The sequence below is a fragment of the Allosediminivita pacifica genome (assembly GCF_003054175.1).
Lineage (GTDB): Bacteria > Pseudomonadota > Alphaproteobacteria > Rhodobacterales > Rhodobacteraceae > Allosediminivita > Allosediminivita pacifica.
This window is the reverse complement of the sequence record NZ_QBKN01000011.1, coordinates 20,227-36,565: the sequence shown is the minus strand read 5'-3', so window position 1 is coordinate 36,565 and position 16,339 is coordinate 20,227. Positions and strand designations below refer to the sequence as shown.

19 protein-coding genes are annotated in these 16,339 nt (G+C 67.7%); 11 read left to right on the top strand and 8 right to left on the bottom strand.

The window, feature by feature from the left end; translation table 11 throughout:
• Positions 1-86: 86 nt before the first annotated feature.
• Both cobC and cobS read right to left on the bottom strand, forming a co-directional pair.
• Entirely contained in the window at positions 87-590 is a 504-nt protein-coding gene (gene cobC / locus C8N44_RS10110; protein WP_107976080.1) for an alpha-ribazole phosphatase family protein, read from the bottom strand.
• A complete protein-coding gene (gene cobS / locus C8N44_RS10105; protein ID WP_107976079.1) occupies positions 581-1,339 on the bottom strand; it encodes an adenosylcobinamide-GDP ribazoletransferase in 759 nt (252 codons plus the stop codon). Before cobS ends, cobC begins: the two co-directional genes overlap by 10 nt.
• Before the next feature lie 126 nt (positions 1,340-1,465).
• On the opposite strand from cobS, the gene alr reads away from it, so the two are divergent.
• The 9 genes from alr (at position 1,466) to C8N44_RS10060 (ending at position 10,215) form a co-directional block, all read left to right on the top strand.
• Positions 1,466-2,503 carry an alanine racemase gene (gene alr / locus C8N44_RS10100; RefSeq protein WP_107976078.1) on the top strand — a complete coding sequence of 346 codons (1,038 nt, stop codon included), beginning with the start codon at positions 1,466-1,468 and terminating at the stop codon, positions 2,501-2,503.
• Positions 2,500-3,285 (top strand): MlaE family ABC transporter permease, encoded by a 786-nt coding sequence (locus tag C8N44_RS10095; RefSeq protein WP_107976077.1) that lies wholly within the window; start codon positions 2,500-2,502, stop codon positions 3,283-3,285. Before alr ends, C8N44_RS10095 begins: the two co-directional genes overlap by 4 nt.
• Before the next feature lie 154 nt (positions 3,286-3,439).
• Positions 3,440-4,186, top strand: coding sequence for an ABC transporter ATP-binding protein (locus tag C8N44_RS10090; protein ID WP_107976076.1), 747 nt, complete (start codon positions 3,440-3,442; stop codon positions 4,184-4,186).
• On the top strand, positions 4,183-4,566 hold the full coding sequence (locus C8N44_RS10085) for a hypothetical protein (protein ID WP_107976075.1): 384 nt from the start codon (positions 4,183-4,185) through the stop codon (positions 4,564-4,566). The genes C8N44_RS10090 and C8N44_RS10085 overlap by 4 nt, the downstream gene beginning before the upstream one ends.
• A 170-nt stretch (positions 4,567-4,736) precedes the next feature.
• On the top strand, positions 4,737-5,504 hold the full coding sequence (locus C8N44_RS10080) for a DNA repair protein (protein ID WP_107976074.1): 768 nt from the start codon (positions 4,737-4,739) through the stop codon (positions 5,502-5,504).
• A gap of 83 nt (positions 5,505-5,587) precedes the next feature.
• Complete coding sequence (gene radA / locus C8N44_RS10075) at positions 5,588-6,955, top strand: DNA repair protein RadA (protein WP_107976073.1); 1,368 nt, start codon at positions 5,588-5,590, stop codon at positions 6,953-6,955.
• A 34-nt stretch (positions 6,956-6,989) separates the two neighbouring features.
• Positions 6,990-7,559, top strand: a complete 570-nt coding sequence (locus tag C8N44_RS10070) for a CvpA family protein (protein ID WP_107976072.1) — start codon at positions 6,990-6,992, stop codon at positions 7,557-7,559.
• A gap of 138 nt (positions 7,560-7,697) precedes the next feature.
• The gene (gene purF / locus C8N44_RS10065; protein ID WP_107976071.1) at positions 7,698-9,191 is read left to right on the top strand and encodes an amidophosphoribosyltransferase; all 1,494 of its coding nucleotides are present in this window, start codon (positions 7,698-7,700) and stop codon (positions 9,189-9,191) included.
• A 382-nt stretch (positions 9,192-9,573) separates the two neighbouring features.
• Entirely contained in the window at positions 9,574-10,215 is a 642-nt protein-coding gene (locus tag C8N44_RS10060) for an SDR family NAD(P)-dependent oxidoreductase (protein ID WP_107976070.1), read from the top strand.
• 188 nt (positions 10,216-10,403) lie between these two features.
• Here the strand turns inward: C8N44_RS10060 and C8N44_RS10055 are convergent, their stop codons facing one another.
• Genes C8N44_RS10055 through tatA form a run of 4 tightly spaced genes read right to left on the bottom strand, consistent with a single transcriptional unit; the run spans position 10,404 to position 12,875 of the window.
• Entirely contained in the window at positions 10,404-11,255 is an 852-nt protein-coding gene (locus C8N44_RS10055; RefSeq protein ID WP_170121077.1) for an ATP-binding protein, read from the bottom strand.
• Complete coding sequence (tatC, locus tag C8N44_RS10050; RefSeq protein ID WP_373282707.1) at positions 11,248-12,093, bottom strand: twin-arginine translocase subunit TatC; 846 nt, start codon at positions 12,091-12,093, stop codon at positions 11,248-11,250. Before tatC ends, C8N44_RS10055 begins: the two co-directional genes overlap by 8 nt.
• A gap of 2 nt (positions 12,094-12,095) precedes the next feature.
• Positions 12,096-12,620 carry a Sec-independent protein translocase protein TatB gene (gene tatB, locus C8N44_RS10045; RefSeq protein WP_107976068.1) on the bottom strand — a complete coding sequence of 175 codons (525 nt, stop codon included), beginning with the start codon at positions 12,618-12,620 and terminating at the stop codon, positions 12,096-12,098.
• 3 nt (positions 12,621-12,623) lie between these two features.
• Positions 12,624-12,875 carry a twin-arginine translocase TatA/TatE family subunit gene (gene tatA, locus C8N44_RS10040; protein ID WP_107976067.1) on the bottom strand — a complete coding sequence of 84 codons (252 nt, stop codon included), beginning with the start codon at positions 12,873-12,875 and terminating at the stop codon, positions 12,624-12,626.
• 171 nt (positions 12,876-13,046) lie between these two features.
• On the opposite strand from tatA, the gene C8N44_RS10035 reads away from it, so the two are divergent.
• Positions 13,047-13,724 (top strand): helix-turn-helix transcriptional regulator, encoded by a 678-nt coding sequence (locus C8N44_RS10035; RefSeq protein ID WP_107976066.1) that lies wholly within the window; start codon positions 13,047-13,049, stop codon positions 13,722-13,724.
• A 447-nt stretch (positions 13,725-14,171) separates the two neighbouring features.
• On the opposite strand, the gene C8N44_RS10030 is transcribed toward C8N44_RS10035, so the two are convergent.
• Positions 14,172-15,074, bottom strand: a complete 903-nt coding sequence (locus C8N44_RS10030) for a fructose bisphosphate aldolase (RefSeq protein WP_107976065.1) — start codon at positions 15,072-15,074, stop codon at positions 14,172-14,174.
• Positions 15,075-15,224: 150 nt separating this feature from the next.
• Positions 15,225-15,971, bottom strand: coding sequence for a cytochrome c biogenesis CcdA family protein (locus C8N44_RS10025; protein WP_107976064.1), 747 nt, complete (start codon positions 15,969-15,971; stop codon positions 15,225-15,227).
• A 93-nt stretch (positions 15,972-16,064) separates the two neighbouring features.
• Between C8N44_RS10025 and C8N44_RS10020 the strand changes: the two genes are divergently transcribed.
• The gene (locus C8N44_RS10020; protein ID WP_107976063.1) at positions 16,065-16,289 is read left to right on the top strand and encodes a sulfurtransferase TusA family protein; all 225 of its coding nucleotides are present in this window, start codon (positions 16,065-16,067) and stop codon (positions 16,287-16,289) included.
• Positions 16,290-16,339 lie beyond the last annotated feature (50 nt).

The following is a 16,339-nucleotide window of genomic DNA, read 5'->3' as shown; positions in this document are numbered from 1 at the left end:
GTGCGCCCAAGTCACTGTTATGCGCAAAAAACTTCCGCCGCGCCGCGGCGTTCCCTGCCGCGTGTGCAAAATTTCTGCTAGGTTGATCAGAGCCTGATAAGTGCGCCAAAAGGGACCTTTGCCTCCCAGGCCCCCGGCGTGCCCGAGCGCGCAAGCGCCGCCCGGATGGGCCCGGCATGGGTCACCACCAGGGCGCCGTCGGGCACCGCTTCCATGGCCCGGGAAACCCGCAGGGCCAGCGTTGCCACGCTTTCGCCGCCGTGACCCGCATAGCCCATCAGGTCCGCCGCCCACCCATCGATCTCGGCGCGCGGGATGTCGTCCCAGCGCCGCCCTTCCCACCGGCCGAAGTCGATCTCGCGCCAGTCCGGGTCGATTTGCACCTGCAGCATTCGCGCGGCGGAAACCCGCTCCGCCAGCCGCCGGCACCGGCCAAGCGGTGAAGAAATAATCGCGGAAATTTCCGGAAGCCCCGAGATGAACGCCTCTGCCTCACTCTCGAACCCCGTGCTGAGGGGCACTTCGGTGATGCCGTAGCAGATCCCCGACTCAACCTCCGGTTTCAAATGGCGGGCCAGGATCAGGCCCATGCGGTGACGCCCAGCATGACTGCCAGCTCGCACAGCACCACCGCGCCACCCAGGCAATCGCCCGTGTAGCCACCCAGGCGCTTCATGAAGAGGCCGCGGAAAACGAGCAGCACGACCATGCTCAGAACAAAGCCCCAGACCATCGCGGCGACGCCGAACATGAGCCACAGAACCAGCCACAGAACCAGCGCCGTCAGGGTCGCCACGAGGTAGCCGTCGGGCGTCACCCGTGGCACCGCGAACTTGCCGCCCTGCGCCCGCGCATAGGGCGTGCCGCGGATCACCTGGACCGCTGCCATGCGCCCCAGCCCCTGCCCCGCGATCAGCAGCAGCGCGGCGGCCCCGGGCGCCAGCGATCCCAGCAGCGCAAGCTTCAGCCCCAACGTCACGATCAGCGCCGCCGCCCCATAGGTGCCCACACGGGAATCGCGCATGATCTCCATCGCGCGCTCGCCGGTGCTGCCGCCGCCCAGCCCGTCGGCGCAATCAGCGAGCCCGTCCTCGTGAAAGCACCCCGTGGCCAGCAGCGTCGCGGCCAGCGACAGCACCACGGCCACCGGCATCGGCCAGATCTGCGCCGCAGCCCAGAGCACGACGCCGCCGATGGCGCCCACAAGCGCCCCCACAAGCGGGTAGTATTTCACCGCCCGGATCGTCAGGTCATCAGAGAACGGCAGGTCGCGCGGCACCGGAAGACGGGTCAGGAACTGCACCGCCAGCAGGAAGATCTGCCACTCAAGCCGCACCATCTGACTGCCCTCCTCGCAACCGCACCTGCCCGCTTAGCGTCCTGCCCGGCGCGGCACAATGCCGACCCCCGCCCGAGGCCCGGGTTTCCACTTGACCCCGTCGCGCGTGCCCCCCAAACGCATGGCATGGCTCAACCGACGCTTACCATCGATCTCGACGCGCTGCGCACCAACTGGCGCACGCTGGCTGACAAGAGCAGTGCCGAGGCCGGCGCCGTGGTCAAGGCCGATGCCTACGGGCTCGGCGTGGACAAGGTCGCCCCGGCGCTCGCCGAGGAAGGCGCCCGCCGCTTCTTCGTGGCCACCGCCGAAGAGGGCGCCACGCTGCGCACCATTCTCGGCCCCGGCCCCGAGATCTGCGTCTTCAACGGCCACATGGCCGGCGACGTCGCCCTGATCCGCGACGCGCGGCTGACCCCCATGGTCAACGACATCGACCAGATGCTCCGCCACGTGGAGGCCCTGCCCGGCCATCCCTTTGGCATCCAGCTCGACACAGGCATGAACCGCCTCGGGATGGAGCCCGCCGAGTGGAGCGCGCTGCGCGACATCGCCCTCAGCCAGAAGCCGGCGCTCATCATGAGCCACCTGGCCTGCGCCGACACGCCCGACCACCCGATGAACGCCCACCAGCTCAACGCCTTCCGCGAGATGACCGACGGGCTCGACGTGCCCCGCTCGCTCTCGGCCACCGGCGGCGTGCTGATGGGGCCGGACTACCACTTCGACGTGACCCGCCCCGGCATCGGCGTCTACGGCGGCCTGCCCTTCCTCGATGCCAAGCCCGTCGCCCACCTGCAGATCCCCGTCATCCAGACACGCGAAGTGGCTGCCGGCGAATCCGTGGGCTACGGCAACACCTGGGTCGCGCGCAGCCCGGCCCGCATCGCCACCATCGCGGCCGGCTACGCCGACGGCGTGCACCGCATCATGGCCCCCAAGGCCCACGTCTGGGTCGGCGAGACGCGCTGCCGCATCGTCGGGCGCATCTCCATGGACCTCATCGGCGTGGACGTCACCCAGATCGAGGGCCCCGTGGACCAGGTCGAGCTACTCGGCATCCACCAGAGCGTCGACACCGTCGCCGACTGGGCCGGCACCATCGGGTACGAGATCCTGACCTCGCTCGGATCCCGCTACCGCCGGATTTACGAGGGCGGATGAGCATCGCGCTTGCGCCACTTGGCTGGATCGGGCGGGCCGTGCTCACCGCCCTCGGCGCCGTGGGCCGTGTCACGCTCTTCGCGCTCTCGGCCCTCTCCCACGTGCTGCGCCCGCCCTTCTACGGTCGTGAATTCGCAGCCGCCCTCGCCCAGATCGGCTGGCTTTCGCTGCCCGTCGTCGGCCTCACCGCGGTCTTCACCGGCGGCGCGCTGGCGCTGCAGATCTACGCAGGCGGCGCCCGTTTCAACGCCGAGGCGGTCGTGCCCCAGATCGTCGCCCTCGGCATGGTGCGCGAGCTCGGCCCCGTGCTCGTGGGCCTGATGATCGCCGCCCGCGTGACCTCCTCGATCGCGGCCGAAATCGCGACCATGAAGGTGACCGAGCAGATCGACGCGCTGACGACGCTCTCGACCAACCCGATGAAATACCTCGTGGCCCCCCGCGTGCTGGCCGCGCTCATCGTCGTGCCCGCGCTCGTGGGCGTCGGTGACATCATCGGCATCTTCGGCGGCTGGGCCGTGACATCGGGCACGCTGGGCTTCAACCCGTCGACCTACCTCAAGAACACCGTCGATTTCCTGCAGACTTGGGACGTGGTGACATCGCTCTTCAAGGGCTGCGCCTTCGGCGGCATCGCCGCGCTCATGGGCTGCTACTACGGCATGAACTCGGGCCGCGGCGCGCAGGGCGTGGGCCGTGCCACCAAGGGCTCGGTCGAGGCCGCAGCCATCCTGATCCTCGCCGCGAACTTCCTGCTGACAGGGGCGTTCTTCTCGGTATGAGCTGGATGATCGGAACGAAAAGGGGCCGGGACGCGCCCGACCTCCCCCCACAGGGCGCCTTGGTGACGTTCTTCACAACTTGGGCGACATCGCTGCCCGGAATGAAACACGCGGTCCAAACGCGGCTCGGCTACGTCATCCCCGGGGGCACGCCATGATCACCCTCGACAGCGTCTCCAAGACCTTCGGCACCAACCACGTGCTGCGCGGCGTCGACCTCACCATCGACCGCGGCACCTCCATGGTCATCATCGGCGGTTCGGGCACCGGCAAGTCGGTCCTGCTGAAGTGTATCCTCGGCCTCACCCCGCCCGACAGCGGCACCATCACGCTCGACGGTCAGGACGTCACCCGCACCGACCGCGATGCCTTTCTCGCCCGCTTCGGCATGCTCTTCCAGGGCGGCGCCCTCTTCGACAGCCTTCCGGTCTGGCAGAACGTCGCCTTCCGCCTCCTGCGCGGCCCGCAGAAGCGCCCCAAGCACGAGGCGCGCGAGATCGCCATCGAGAAACTGCGCCGCGTCGGGCTCACCCCCGACCAGGCCGACAAGTTCCCGGCGGAACTCTCGGGCGGCATGCAGAAACGCGTGGGCCTCGCCCGTGCCATCGCCGCCGAGCCCGAGATCATCTTCTTCGATGAACCCACCACCGGGCTCGACCCGATCATGGCGGGCGTCATCAACGACCTCATCCGCGAGATCGTGACCGAGATGGGCGCCACCGCCATGACGATCACCCATGACATGTCCTCGGTGCGCGCCATCGCCGACAGCGTGGCAATGCTCCACGGCGGCAAGATCCGCTGGACCGGCCCCGTCGCACAACTCGACAGCAGCGGCGATCCCTACGTCGACCAGTTCATCTCGGGCAGTGCCGAGGGCCCGATCGAGGCCGTCCGATGACCTTCCCCGAACCCGATCCCGTCGTCCTCGCGGCCTTCTTCATCCGCCGGTTCGTCTGGCTCGAGGTGCTGGTCTTCATCGCGCTCACCCGCGGCATCGTCGGGCGCGGGCCCTCCCGCTGGGCGGCGCTCGCGGCAATGGTGCTCTGCCTTGCGGGTATCCTCACGACCTTCGCGCCCATGGCCGGCTACAATCAGGGCACCCTCTACGTGACGGCCGCGCAAGTCATGTCCTGGGGCGGCGGCATGTGGGCGCTCATGGCGCCATCGGCGCTCCTGCTGCTCTCGGCGCTCCTGCCGGTGCCGCGATGGCGCTGGCTCGACGTGTTGCATGTCCTCCTGCTGGGCGCATTTTTCGTCCTCTGGTGGTGGATTTCCTGAAAAACTCCCGCCCGAGTGGCGGAAACAAAGCGTTTCCGACATTTAGGACACGGAATGCACCCTCTTCGTGTGCCGGCCCGGAACGATTGCCAAAGTCGCAATGTTTCCCCGATGTTCCGGCAAGAAATTGCCGATCCGAAGAAATCCGGCAGAACACGGGGGACATCGCAATGACCAATCACCTGACAGCGGCCCTGGCACTGGCCACCGCCATCTTCCAACGGCTGGCCTTCGCCGTGGTCCTCGCTCTCGCCATCGGGCTCACGCTCTACAGCCTTCTGGCGATCATCGCGCTCGTGCCCTTCCCCGAACTCGCCCTCGCCCTCGGCGGGACCCCCGTGACCGACGCCGGTCACTACGCGCTCTTCGGTCTCACGCTGCTGGCCATCACGCTCTGCTTCTACCTGCCGACCAACGCGCGCGTCATGGCGCTCGAAAACTCGCACCGCTCCTTTCACATGGGCATGCAGGATGTGGCCCGCGCCTACGCCGTGGCCCATGCCTCGGACCGGGCCGGCAACTTCACGCTTTCCGGCGAGTTCGATTCGGTGCGCGAACGCATCGACTTCCTGCGCCGGCACCCCGATCTCTCCGATCTCGAACCGCCGGTCCTCGAACTCGCCGCGCAGATGAGCCATGTGAGCCGCGAGCTGGCCGAGACCTACTCCGAGGAAAAGGTCGCCCGTGCCCGCGATTTCCTGATCGCCCGTCAGCGCGAGATCGCGGATTTCAACGCCCGCCTCGACACTGCCAAGGCCACGGCGAGCGAGATCCGTGGCTGGACCCAGCAGGTCGACCTCGACGAGGCCGTGGCCCGCTCGCAACTCGACCGCCTGCGCGAGGACCTGGCCGAGGTCCTGCCAGAACTGGGACCGCTCGACGCCCGCAACACCGAGGACGACAAGGTCATGCCCATGCCTCGCATGGCGGCAGAGTGACCGGAGCCCGGGCCGAAAGCGCCCCCACCCCCTAGGCAGCCGCGCCGCCTTGCGGCAATAAGGCCCTCCGACCCGGAGGACACATGGCCAAGCCGACGCTCAACTTCAAATGCCAGGCCTGCGGGGCCACCTATTCCAAGTGGTCCGGCCGCTGCGAGGCCTGCGGCGAATGGAACACTATCGTCGAGGAAAAGCCGCTGGCCGCCGGGCCCAAGGGCAAGACCATCGGCGCCGTCCGCGGCCGTGCCATCCCGCTCACCGACCTTTCCAGCAAGGAAGCGCCCCCGCCGCGCACCGCCGCCGGGCTCGACGAATTCGACCGCGTGCTGGGCGGTGGCCTCGTGCCCGCCTCGGCCGTGCTCGTCGGCGGCGACCCGGGAATCGGCAAGTCCACCCTGCTGCTTCAGGCCGCCGCCGCTTTCGCCAACGCCGGGCTGAAGGTGCTCTACATCAGCGGCGAGGAAGCCTCCGCCCAGGTGCGCCTGCGCGCGCAGCGCCTCGGCCTTGCCGAGGCGCCGGTGAAGCTCGCCACCGAAACCAACCTGCGCGACATCCTCACCACGCTGGAAGAGGAACAGCCCGACCTCGCCATCGTCGATTCGATCCAGACCATGTGGGCCGACAACGTCGAAAGCGCCCCGGGCTCCGTCTCCCAGGTGCGCGCCGCCGCGCACGAGCTGACGACCTTCGCCAAGCGCCACGGCAGCGCCGTCATGATGGTCGGCCACGTCACCAAGGACGGCCAGATCGCCGGCCCCCGCGTGGTCGAACACATGGTCGATACCGTGCTCTATTTCGAGGGCGAACGCGGCCACCAGTTCCGCATCCTGCGCAGCGTCAAGAACCGCTTCGGCCCCGCGGACGAGATCGGCGTCTTCGAGATGACCGGAGGCGGCCTCGCCCAGGTCCCCAACCCCTCGGCGCTCTTCCTGTCGGAGCGCGGCGCGCCTTCGCCCGGCTCGGTCGTCTTCGCGGGCATCGAGGGCACGCGCCCCGTGCTGGTGGAACTCCAGGCCCTTGTCGCCCCCTCGCCGCACTCGCAGCCCCGGCGCTCGGTCGTGGGCTGGGACGGCAGCCGGCTCGCCATGATCCTCGCCGTGCTCGAATCGCGCTGCGGCATCCCCTTCGCCGGGCTCGACGTCTATCTCAACGTCGCCGGCGGCATGCGCGTGGGCGAACCCGCGGCCGATCTGGCTGTGGCGGCTGCGCTACTTTCCGCGCGCGAGGACAGCGCGCTGCCCGCCGAGACTGTCGTTTTCGGGGAAATCAGCCTATCAGGGGCGCTGCGCCCCGTCGGACAGACCGAAAACAGGTTGAAAGAGGCGCACAAACTTGGTTTCTCGGCCGCGATCCTGCCGGATGGCGGAAAGAAGACCGGCATGAAGGGCATGGCGCTGTCGCCCATGTCGGACCTGACCGGCTTCGTGGGAAACGTATTCGGCGCGGGCTGAACCCGCGCGCAGGAACGAGGGACGAGCAGGCGCCATGGAAGGCTTCACAATCATCGACGGCGCGGTGGCCGTCATCATCGTGCTGTCGGCGATCCTCGCCTACTCGCGCGGCATCGTTCGCGAACTCATGGCCATCGTCGGATGGGTGGTAGCCGCCATCCTCGCCTTCCTCTTCGCGGCCCAGCTTCAGCCTCTGGTCAAGGAAATCCCGGTCATCGGCGAATTCCTCGCCGACAGCTGCGAGCTTTCGATCATCGCCGCCTTTGCCGTGGTCTTCACCCTCGCGCTGGTGCTGGTCTCGCTCTTCACGCCGCTCCTGTCCTCCGTCGTCCAGCGCACCGCGCTCTCGGGCCTCGACCAGGCGCTCGGTTTCCTCTTCGGCGTCGCCCGCGGCGTGCTGCTCGTGGCGGTGGCCTTCTTCGTCTACGCCACGGTCATCACTTCGCAGGACATCGCGATGATCAACGATTCCCGCTCGGCGGTGGTCTTCGACCGCTTCACGACCCGGATCGAGGAACAGAACCCCGAACAGGCCCTCGGCTGGATCACCGCGCAGTACGAGGCCCTTGTGGGCGTCTGCGCCGCCCCCGCGACCGAGACCTGATTGACCTCGGCCGGCGCGTGACCGGGCGTTCATCCGAATGTGACGCCCGCGACCCCCGGCTTTTGTGATCGTTCCGTGACAAGCCGGGTCCGAGCGCCTAAGACACCGGCGACACCAGTCTTGGATTCGGAGCCACCCTTGCCCGACGCGCCCTGGCACTCAGCCCCCACGCACGATTTCGACGCCACCCCCTGGGATGGCGATACCCTTCACGAGGAATGCGGCGTCTTCGGCGCGGTGGGCCTCACCGACGCCGCGAACTTCGTGGCCCTCGGCCTGCACGCCCTGCAGCATCGCGGCCAGGAGGCCGGCGGCATCGTCTCCTACGAGGCCGAGACCGGCTTCAACTCCGCCCGCCGCTTCGGCTACGTGCGCGACAACTTCACCAACGCCTCGCTCATGCAGACGCTGCCCGGGAGCCTCTCCATCGGCCACGTCCGCTACTCCACCGCCGGCTCCAAGGGCGCCGCGATCCGCGACGTGCAGCCCTTCTTCGGCGAATTTTCCATGGGCGGCGCCGCCATCGCCCACAACGGCAACATCACCAATGCCGAGGCGCTCCGCCGCGAGCTGATCGAGCGCGGCTCGATCTTCCAGAGCTCGTCCGACAGCGAATGCATCATCCACCTCATGGCCCGCTCGCTCCAGCGCGACATCCCGGCCCGGATGGAAGACGCCCTGCGCCGCGTGGAAGGCGCCTTCAGCGTCGTCGCCATGACCCGCACCAAGCTCATCGGCGTGCGCGACCCGCTCGGCGTGCGCCCGCTGGTGCTCGGCCGCCTCGGCGACGGCTGGGTGCTCAGCTCGGAAACCTGCGCGCTCGACATCATCGGCGCAGAGTTCATCCGCGAGATCGAACCCGGCGAGATGGTGGTCATCACCGCCGAGAACGGCGTCGAGAGCCAGCGCCCCTTCCGCCCCCAGCGCTCGCGCTTCTGCGTCTTCGAACACGTCTACTTCTCGCGCCCCGACAGCATCATCGGCGGCCGCTCGGTATACGAAACCCGCCGCCAGATCGGCGTGGAACTCGCCCGCGAGGCCCCGGTGGACGCCGACATCGTCTGCCCGGTGCCCGACAGCGGCACCCCCGCGGCCATCGGCTACAGCCAGGAATCCGGCATTCCCTACGCCATGGGCATCGTGCGCAACCAGTACATGGGCCGCACCTTCATCGAGCCGACCGAGCAGATCCGCAACATGGGCGTGCGCCTCAAGCTCAACGTCAACCGCGCGCTCATACGCGGCAAGAAGGTCATCCTCGTCGACGACAGCGTCGTGCGCGGCACCACCTCGCGCAAGATCAAGGACATGATCCTCGACGCCGGCGCCGCCGAGGTCCACTTCCGCATCGCCTCGCCGCCGACCGCCTGGCCCTGCTTCTACGGCGTCGACACGCCCCAGCGCGACAAGCTGCTGGCCGCCAACATGTCGGAAGAGGAAATGCGCGACCACCTCGGCGTCGACAGCCTCAAGTTCGTGACCCTCGACGGTCTCTACCGCGCCGTGGGCGAGGCCGAGGGCCGAAACAATGCCTGCCCGCAGTACTGCGACGCCTGCTTCTCCGGCGAATACCCGGTGGAACCGGCCGACCAGATCGAAAAGGGCTTCCGGATGAAGACCGCGGCCGAATAGGCCGCGCCCCCGGATCTCCCGCCGGCTTTCAACCCAGCACTTCGCCCTCCGCCTATCCGTGAGCAGGACCCGCGAGCGAGGGCCGGCACCACCGGGACACCGCGCGCCCTCCACCACCCGCGCCGCCCTCTCCCCTCGGGGGAGAGGGCCGGGGTGAGGGGCTCGGAGCGCCCGGAAAACAGGCCGGGGGCCTGTTTTCAGCGACGAGCGGTCGGAGACCAAGAACGCCGGAAACATGCCGGGAGCATGATTTCGGCGAGTAAGGGCCGGAGAGCAGAAGTGCCTCGCCCCCGGTCCGCCGGAGCGCGCTTCCCCCCGCGACACCAGCGCCCGTCACCCACCGCTTGACGGCCCCGCCAAAGAGGGTCAAACCCCCGCCACCATGACCAAGATTGCCCTCATCACCGGCGCCTCGCGCGGTCTCGGCTTCGCCTTCGGCGAGGCCCTCGCCCCCGATTACCACGTCGTCGCCCTCGCCCGCACCGTGGGCGGCCTCGAGGAACTCGACGACCGCGTGAAGGCCAAGGGCGGCGAAGCCACCCTCGCGCCCATGGACGTGACCGTGACCGACGCCATGGCCCAGCTCTGCCGCTCGATCCACGATCGCTGGGGCGGCGTGCATCTCTGGATCCACACCGCCGTCCACGCGAGCCCGATGCAGCCCGCCGCCCACATGGACAGCAAGGACTGGGGCCGCGCGGTTGCCACCAACGTCACCGCCATGGGCACGCTCGTCCCCTTCATCGCACCGCTTCTGGGGGCCGAGGGCCGCGCCATCTTCTTCGACGACCCCCGCGCGGGGCAAAAATTCTTCGGCCCCTACGGCAGCACCAAGGCGGCGCAGATCGCGTTCGTCCGCTCCTGGCAGGCGGAATCGGAAAAGATCGGCCCGCTGGTCAAGGTGCTGGAACCGCGCCCCATGGCGACTGCCTGCCGGGCCCGCTTCTTCCCCGGAGAGGACCGCGACGGCCTGACCCTCGCCCGCGACGAAGCCGCCCGCCTCCTGCCCGAGATCATTGGCTGAAAACCCGGGCACCGCCCGCTTCTTCTTGGTAAAAATACTCCGGGGGAGGCCCGCAGGGCCGGGGGCAGAGCCCCCTCTTACCGGCGCACCCGATGTGGGACAGTCCGAACAAAAGGTTAATTCGCCCCCTGTAACCCATTGATTTTTCTTACTCGGAAAGGTGTCCCTGCCCGGGACACCCCGGGACGTCACCCCAGCGACACGCCTTTCCGCCCCGCCAGGTCGGTGAAGAACTGCCAGGCCACCCGGCCCGACCGCGCCCCGCGCGTGGCCTGCCACTCGATCGCCTCGGCCTGCAGCTCCGCCGCATCGACCTCGACCCCATAGGCCGCGCAATAGCCCTCGATCATCGCCAGGTAGTCGTCCTGCGAACAGGGGTGGAAGCCTAGCCACAGCCCGAACCGATCCGAGAGCGACACCTTCTCGTCCACCGCCTCACCGGGCGTGATCGCCGTCGACTGTTCGTTCTCCACCATCTCCCGCGGCATCAGGTGCCGCCGGTTCGAGGTGGCATACAGCAGCACGTTCTCCGGCCGCCCCTCGATGCCGCCGTCCAGCACCGCCTTCAGGCTCTTGTAATGCTGATCGTCCCCGGAAAACGACAGATCATCGCAAAACAGCAGGAACCGGTAAGGCGCGCTCCGCAGGTGCGCCAGTAGCCGCCCCACGCTGGGCAGGTCCTCGCGGTGCAACTCCACCAGCTTCAGATCCGTGCCCGAGGCGCGTACGGTGCCATGCACGGCCTTCACCAGGCTCGACTTCCCCGTCCCCCGCGCGCCCCACAGGAGCGCGTTGTTGGCCGGCAGCCCCGCCGCGAACCGCTCGGTATTGCCCAGCAGCGTGTCGCGCGACCGCTCGATGCCCACCAGCAGCGACAGATCCACCGCGCTCACCTCCGCGACGGGCTCGAGCCGGTCCGGCTCTACCTGCCAGACAAAGGCACCGGCGGCCGAAAAGTCGGGCACCGGCGTCTCCGCCGGTGCCATGCGTTCCAGCGCCGAGGCGATCCGCTCCAGCGGATCATTCACCCCGTCACTCATCCTCGTCGTCCTCGAACCAGAGCCCCTGCTCCCGCAGCTCGGCCTCGCGCTTCTTCTCCACGCGACGGACCAGCAGGATCGAGATCTCGTAAAGCCCGTAGACCACCACGAACAGGATCACCTGCGTGATGACATCCGGCGGCGTCACCAGCGCGGCCAGCACCAGAATCGCCACCACCGCATACTTACGCACGGCGCCGAGCCCGACGGCCGACACCAGCCCGGCCTTGCCCATGAGCGTGAGCAGCACCGGTAGCTGGAAACACAGCCCGAATGCCACGATGAACTTGATCGTGAGGTTCAGGTATTCCTGCGCCGAGCCCTGGAAGACCACCGACAACCCCTGTCTCACCTCTTCGCCTGCGACCGCCTCGCCCTCGTTTCCGAACTGCTGGAAGCCAAGGAAGAAGTCATAAGCCAGCGGCGTCACCACGTAGAAGGCAAAGGCCGCGCCGAGGAAGAACATGAAGGGTGAGGCCACGAGGAAGGGCAGGAACGCCCCCTGCTCGGACCGGTAGAGCCCCGGCGCCACGAAGCGCCAGAGCTGGTTCGCGATGAAGGGAAAGCCCAGGATGAAGCCGCCCAGCAGCGACACCTTCACCGCCACGAAGAAGCCTTCCTGTGGCGAGATGAAGATCAGGTCGCAGTCCTGCCCGCGCTCGGCCAGCACCTGGCAGAGCGGCGCGGTCAGGAAGTTGAAGATCGGCGTCGCCACGGTGAAGCAGATCACCATGCCGATGATGAAGTAGATCACGCAGCGGATGAGCCGTGTGCGCAGCTCCGCCAAATGCTCGATCAGCGGCGCCGAACTGTCTTCGATGTGGTCGTCCTCGCGCATGCTCATGCGCTGTCACCCCTGCCCTTGCCGGCGTCGTCCGGGTCCCCGTGCGCGGCATCCGCCGCGTCCTCGGCCGCTTCCGCGCCGCTCTCCAGCTCGGCGGCCATCTCCTCGGCCTCCATCTCGGCCAGCTTCCGCTGTGCCTCCTCGGCCTCGCGCTTCTTGCGCTCCGCCGCCGCCCGTGCCGAAGACAGCTCCATCTTGCGCTTCGCCTCGGCCCGCTCCGCCGACAGCTTGCCGGTCTCGCTCTTGGGGTCGAGGTCGGTCATCGACTTCGCGGCATCCTTCACGCCCTTCATGGCGCTGTTCACCGGGTCGGTGGCGCTGCGAAAGGTCTTGGAAATGTCGTTGACGCCGCTCTGGTCGGCGGCATCGTTCATGGCGCGCGTGAATTCACGCGCCATGCCGCGCGCCTTGCCCATGAACCGCCCCGCGTTGCGGAACAGCACGGGCAGATCCTTCGGCCCCACCACGATCAGCGCGACGATGCCGATGACCAGAAGCTCGGTCCAGCCGAGATCCAGCATCTCTTAAACCTTGTTGCGGTCGGTCGTCTCGGCCGTGGCGCTCTCGGTCGACGTGGTTTCGCCGGGGGTCACGTTGCGTGCCTTTTCGACGCGCTCGTTCTCTTCCTCGGCTTCGCCCTCGCTCACGCCCTTCTTGAAGGCCGTGATGCCCTTGCCGACCTCACCCATGAGGTTTGCGATCTTGCCGCGGCCGAACAGCACGAGCACGACCACCGCGATGAGAAGAAGGCCCGGAAGGCCGATATTGTTGAGCATTGCTCGTCCTCCTGCGGGCGGGCATTTCGCCCGGCCCATGTCATTCACCGCCCCCGGTTCTAAAGGTTGAGGCGGCCCCGCGAAAGCGCGAATCCGGCCTCGGGCGGGGCGTTTCCGCGCAAGTTTTGTCATGAGCTTGTCAGTTGACGGAATCCTGTCAGAATCGCGGCCATGGCAAAGCAGAGCAAACGCGCCGACAGGCTCTACGCATTGATGGATCGGCTGCGCGACGGCCGGCTGCACACGGCCGAAGCCATGGCCCAGGACCTCGGCGTGTCGGTGCGTACGATATACCGCGACATGGAGGTGCTCGCCGCCTCCGGCGTGCCGGTCGAGGGCGCGCGCGGCCACGGCTACACCGCCCAGGCGGCCATCACGCTGCCCCCGCTCAACCTCACCGAGGGCGAACTGGCCGCGCTTCACATGGCCCTTGCCGCGCTCGGCGCCTCCGATCTGGGGGAAGAAGCCGCCGACGCCCGCCGCCTCGCTGCCAAGATCGAAGCGGTCCTGCCCGAGGATGCAGGGCCGCGCCCAGCCTCCTTCGCCTTCGCCACCGACAGCTACGCCGAGGCCGCGCGCGGCTTTGCGCTCATGCCCCGCGTCCGCGCCGCCATCCGCGCCCGCCAGAAGCTGCGGATCCGCCAACGCGACGCCGAGACGCCCGAGGTGATACGCCCCCTGCACATCGACTACTGGGGCAGGATCTGGACCTGCCTCGCCTGGTCGGAAACCGCCGGCGACTTCACACGCCTGCGCATCGACCGCCTGCAGGAGGCCAGCCCTCTGCCCGGCCTCTTCGTCGACGAGCCCGGCAAGACCCTGAAGGACTGGCAAGCCCGCCAGTCCTGACGCAGGACCCTGCGCCCCTCCCGGTTCGGAGTCGCCCATCGCCTGTGCCCGGAAAGGCGGGCGCCAGCCGGCGGCGCAAGCGGAATTGCCGAGCAGCCCGCCTGCGGTGATACGCTCGGTCCCGCTTGCGGCGACGGACGGGGGCCGGCAGGGCACGCCCTGGCGATGAGTGGATCCGGCTCCCGGGACGGTTAGCCCGAAGCTGGCCTGCCAAACCGAATCCAGGCGCGATCTCGAACCAAGGCCTCAGCCAGTCCTCGAAACACGTCGGGTTAATCGACCATGCGCAGGCCGCCCAGCGGGCCAAAATCCTAAGTCCCGGTTAAAACGTCTCTATAAGCCATTGATTTTCCTATCGCGCCAAACTGTCCCGGCCCGGGACAGGCCACGCCATACCCCTTCGAGCGATGCCCCGGGACAGCGCACGCGCCGTCCCAGGCTCCGACCTCAACCCGCGACGGAGGCGGTGTAGATCTTGTCGATGTTCTGCCCGAGAGCGGCGTTGAATTCCGCGTCGGACTGCTTCTTCGAAAGCCCCTCGGTCAGCGCCCGGCTGAAGGAAGCGATCATCTTGCCCTGCTTCGCAAGCCGCTCGCAGGCATCGTCGGTGGAATAGCCGCCCGAGAGCGCCACGACCCGCAGCACGCGGGGATGATCGGCCAGCTCGTCATAGAGCCCCGCCTCGGTCGGAATGGTCAGCTTCAGCATGACCGTCTCGCTCTCGGGCAGCTGGTCGAGATACTTGGCGATCTCCGCCTTCAGCATGGCCTCCGCCTCGGGTTTGTCGGGGGCGTTGATGTCCACCTCGGGCTCCAGGATCGGCACGAGCCCGGCATCGGTCACGACCTTGCCCACCTCGAACTGCTGCTTCACGATTGCCGCGATCCCCTCGGCATTGGCCTCATGCACGACCGAGCGTTCCTTGGTCCCGAAGATCCCCATGCCCTTCGCCTCCTGCAGAAGCTCCGGCAGGCCCGGGATCGGCTTCATCAGCTGAACGCCGTTCTCCTTCTCCTCGAGCCCCTTGTCGATCTTGAGGAAGGGCACGATCCCGCGGCTTTCCCACAGCAGCTTCGCCACCGGCGTGCCCTCGACCGCGCCCCGCATGGTCCGCTCGAAGAGGATTGCCCCGATCACCTTCTCGCTGGTGAAATCCGGCGCGGTGATGATGCGCGCGCGCATGGCATGGATCTCGGCGAACATCGCTTCCTCACCCTCGTACTCGTCCTCGGAGACACCGTAGAGGCGCAGCGCCTTCGGCGTGGACCCGCCCGACTGGTCCAGAGCAGCGATGAAGCCCTTTCCTTCACCCATCTGCGCCGACATTTTCTCGAATTGATCCTGTCCCATAACACCCTGTCCTTGTGGGAAATCACCTCGAGACACTGATTAGACGAGCCGGGTGAGCGGCGATAGACGTGCCCCGGGCATTTATCGCTAACACTTTGGCTCGCGGCACAAACTGGCGCATTTCTGTCGCGCCCCTGTTCGCGCCGGCCTCTATCCGAGCTGGCCGAGTGTCGGGAATGTCTCGAGCAACCAGAAGGAAAGCGCCGAGAAACCGCCGGTCAGCATGAGCAGGCCGATGGTCCAGAGCAGCAGGCCCATGACCTTCTCGATCCGGTCCATGTGGCGCTTCATCCAGCCCATCACGCCCCCGAGGCGCGGGAGGAAGGCCGCCACCAGCAGGAAGGGAATGCCGAGCCCCGCGGCGTAGACTGCCAGCAGCAGCGTCCCGCGTGTCACCGAAGCCTCCGACGCCGCGAGCGACAGGATCGCGCCAAGCTGCGGGCCGATGCAGGGGGTCCAGCCAAATGCGAAGGCCAGCCCGAGCACGTAGGCCCCGAAGGCTGTGCCCCCCTGTTCGCCTGCATCGAAACGCGCCTCGCGGTCGAGGAAGCCGATCCGGAAGACCCCCACGAAATGCGCGCCGAAGATCATCACGATCACGCCCGCGATCATGTTGAACCAAGTCTGGTAGCTCAGAAAGACCCGACCGATGGCCGAGGCCGTGAAGCCGAGCAACAGGAAGACCGTCGAAAGGCCCAGCACGAAGAAAAGCGCCGTGAGAAGCGTCCGGCCGCGGCGGCCGTCCTGCATGTCGGTCATTGAGACGCCGCTCATGTAGGCGAGGTATGGCGGGACAACGGGCAGAACGCAGGGGCTGAGAAACGAGATCACACCCGCAAAGGCGGCGACCATCATCGCCGGCAGGAGGCTCGCATCCATGATTTCGATTCCGAACATGCTCCCCCGATAGAGGATGCGGACGGGGTCGTCACCGCTACGCTCCGTCACATCCTCGTGGACCAGGAGCCGACAGCAGGATATTTCGCCCCCATGACCGAGCACATTGATGCCCGGGGCCTGCTGTGTCCCCTGCCCGTCCTCAAAGCCCGCAAGCGGCTGCTGCAGCTTCCCGCGGGTGCCACGCTGGAAATCGTCACCGACGATCCTGCGGCTGTGGTCGACATGCCGTACTTCTGCGCCGAGGCCGGATACGAGCTCGCGGAGAGCCGCGAAGTCGCAGACGGCATGTCGTGGCGGATCGTGAAACCGGCCTGACGCAAAGAAAACGCCCCGGCGCGAAGGCCGGGGCGTTCATTGCGATCTAC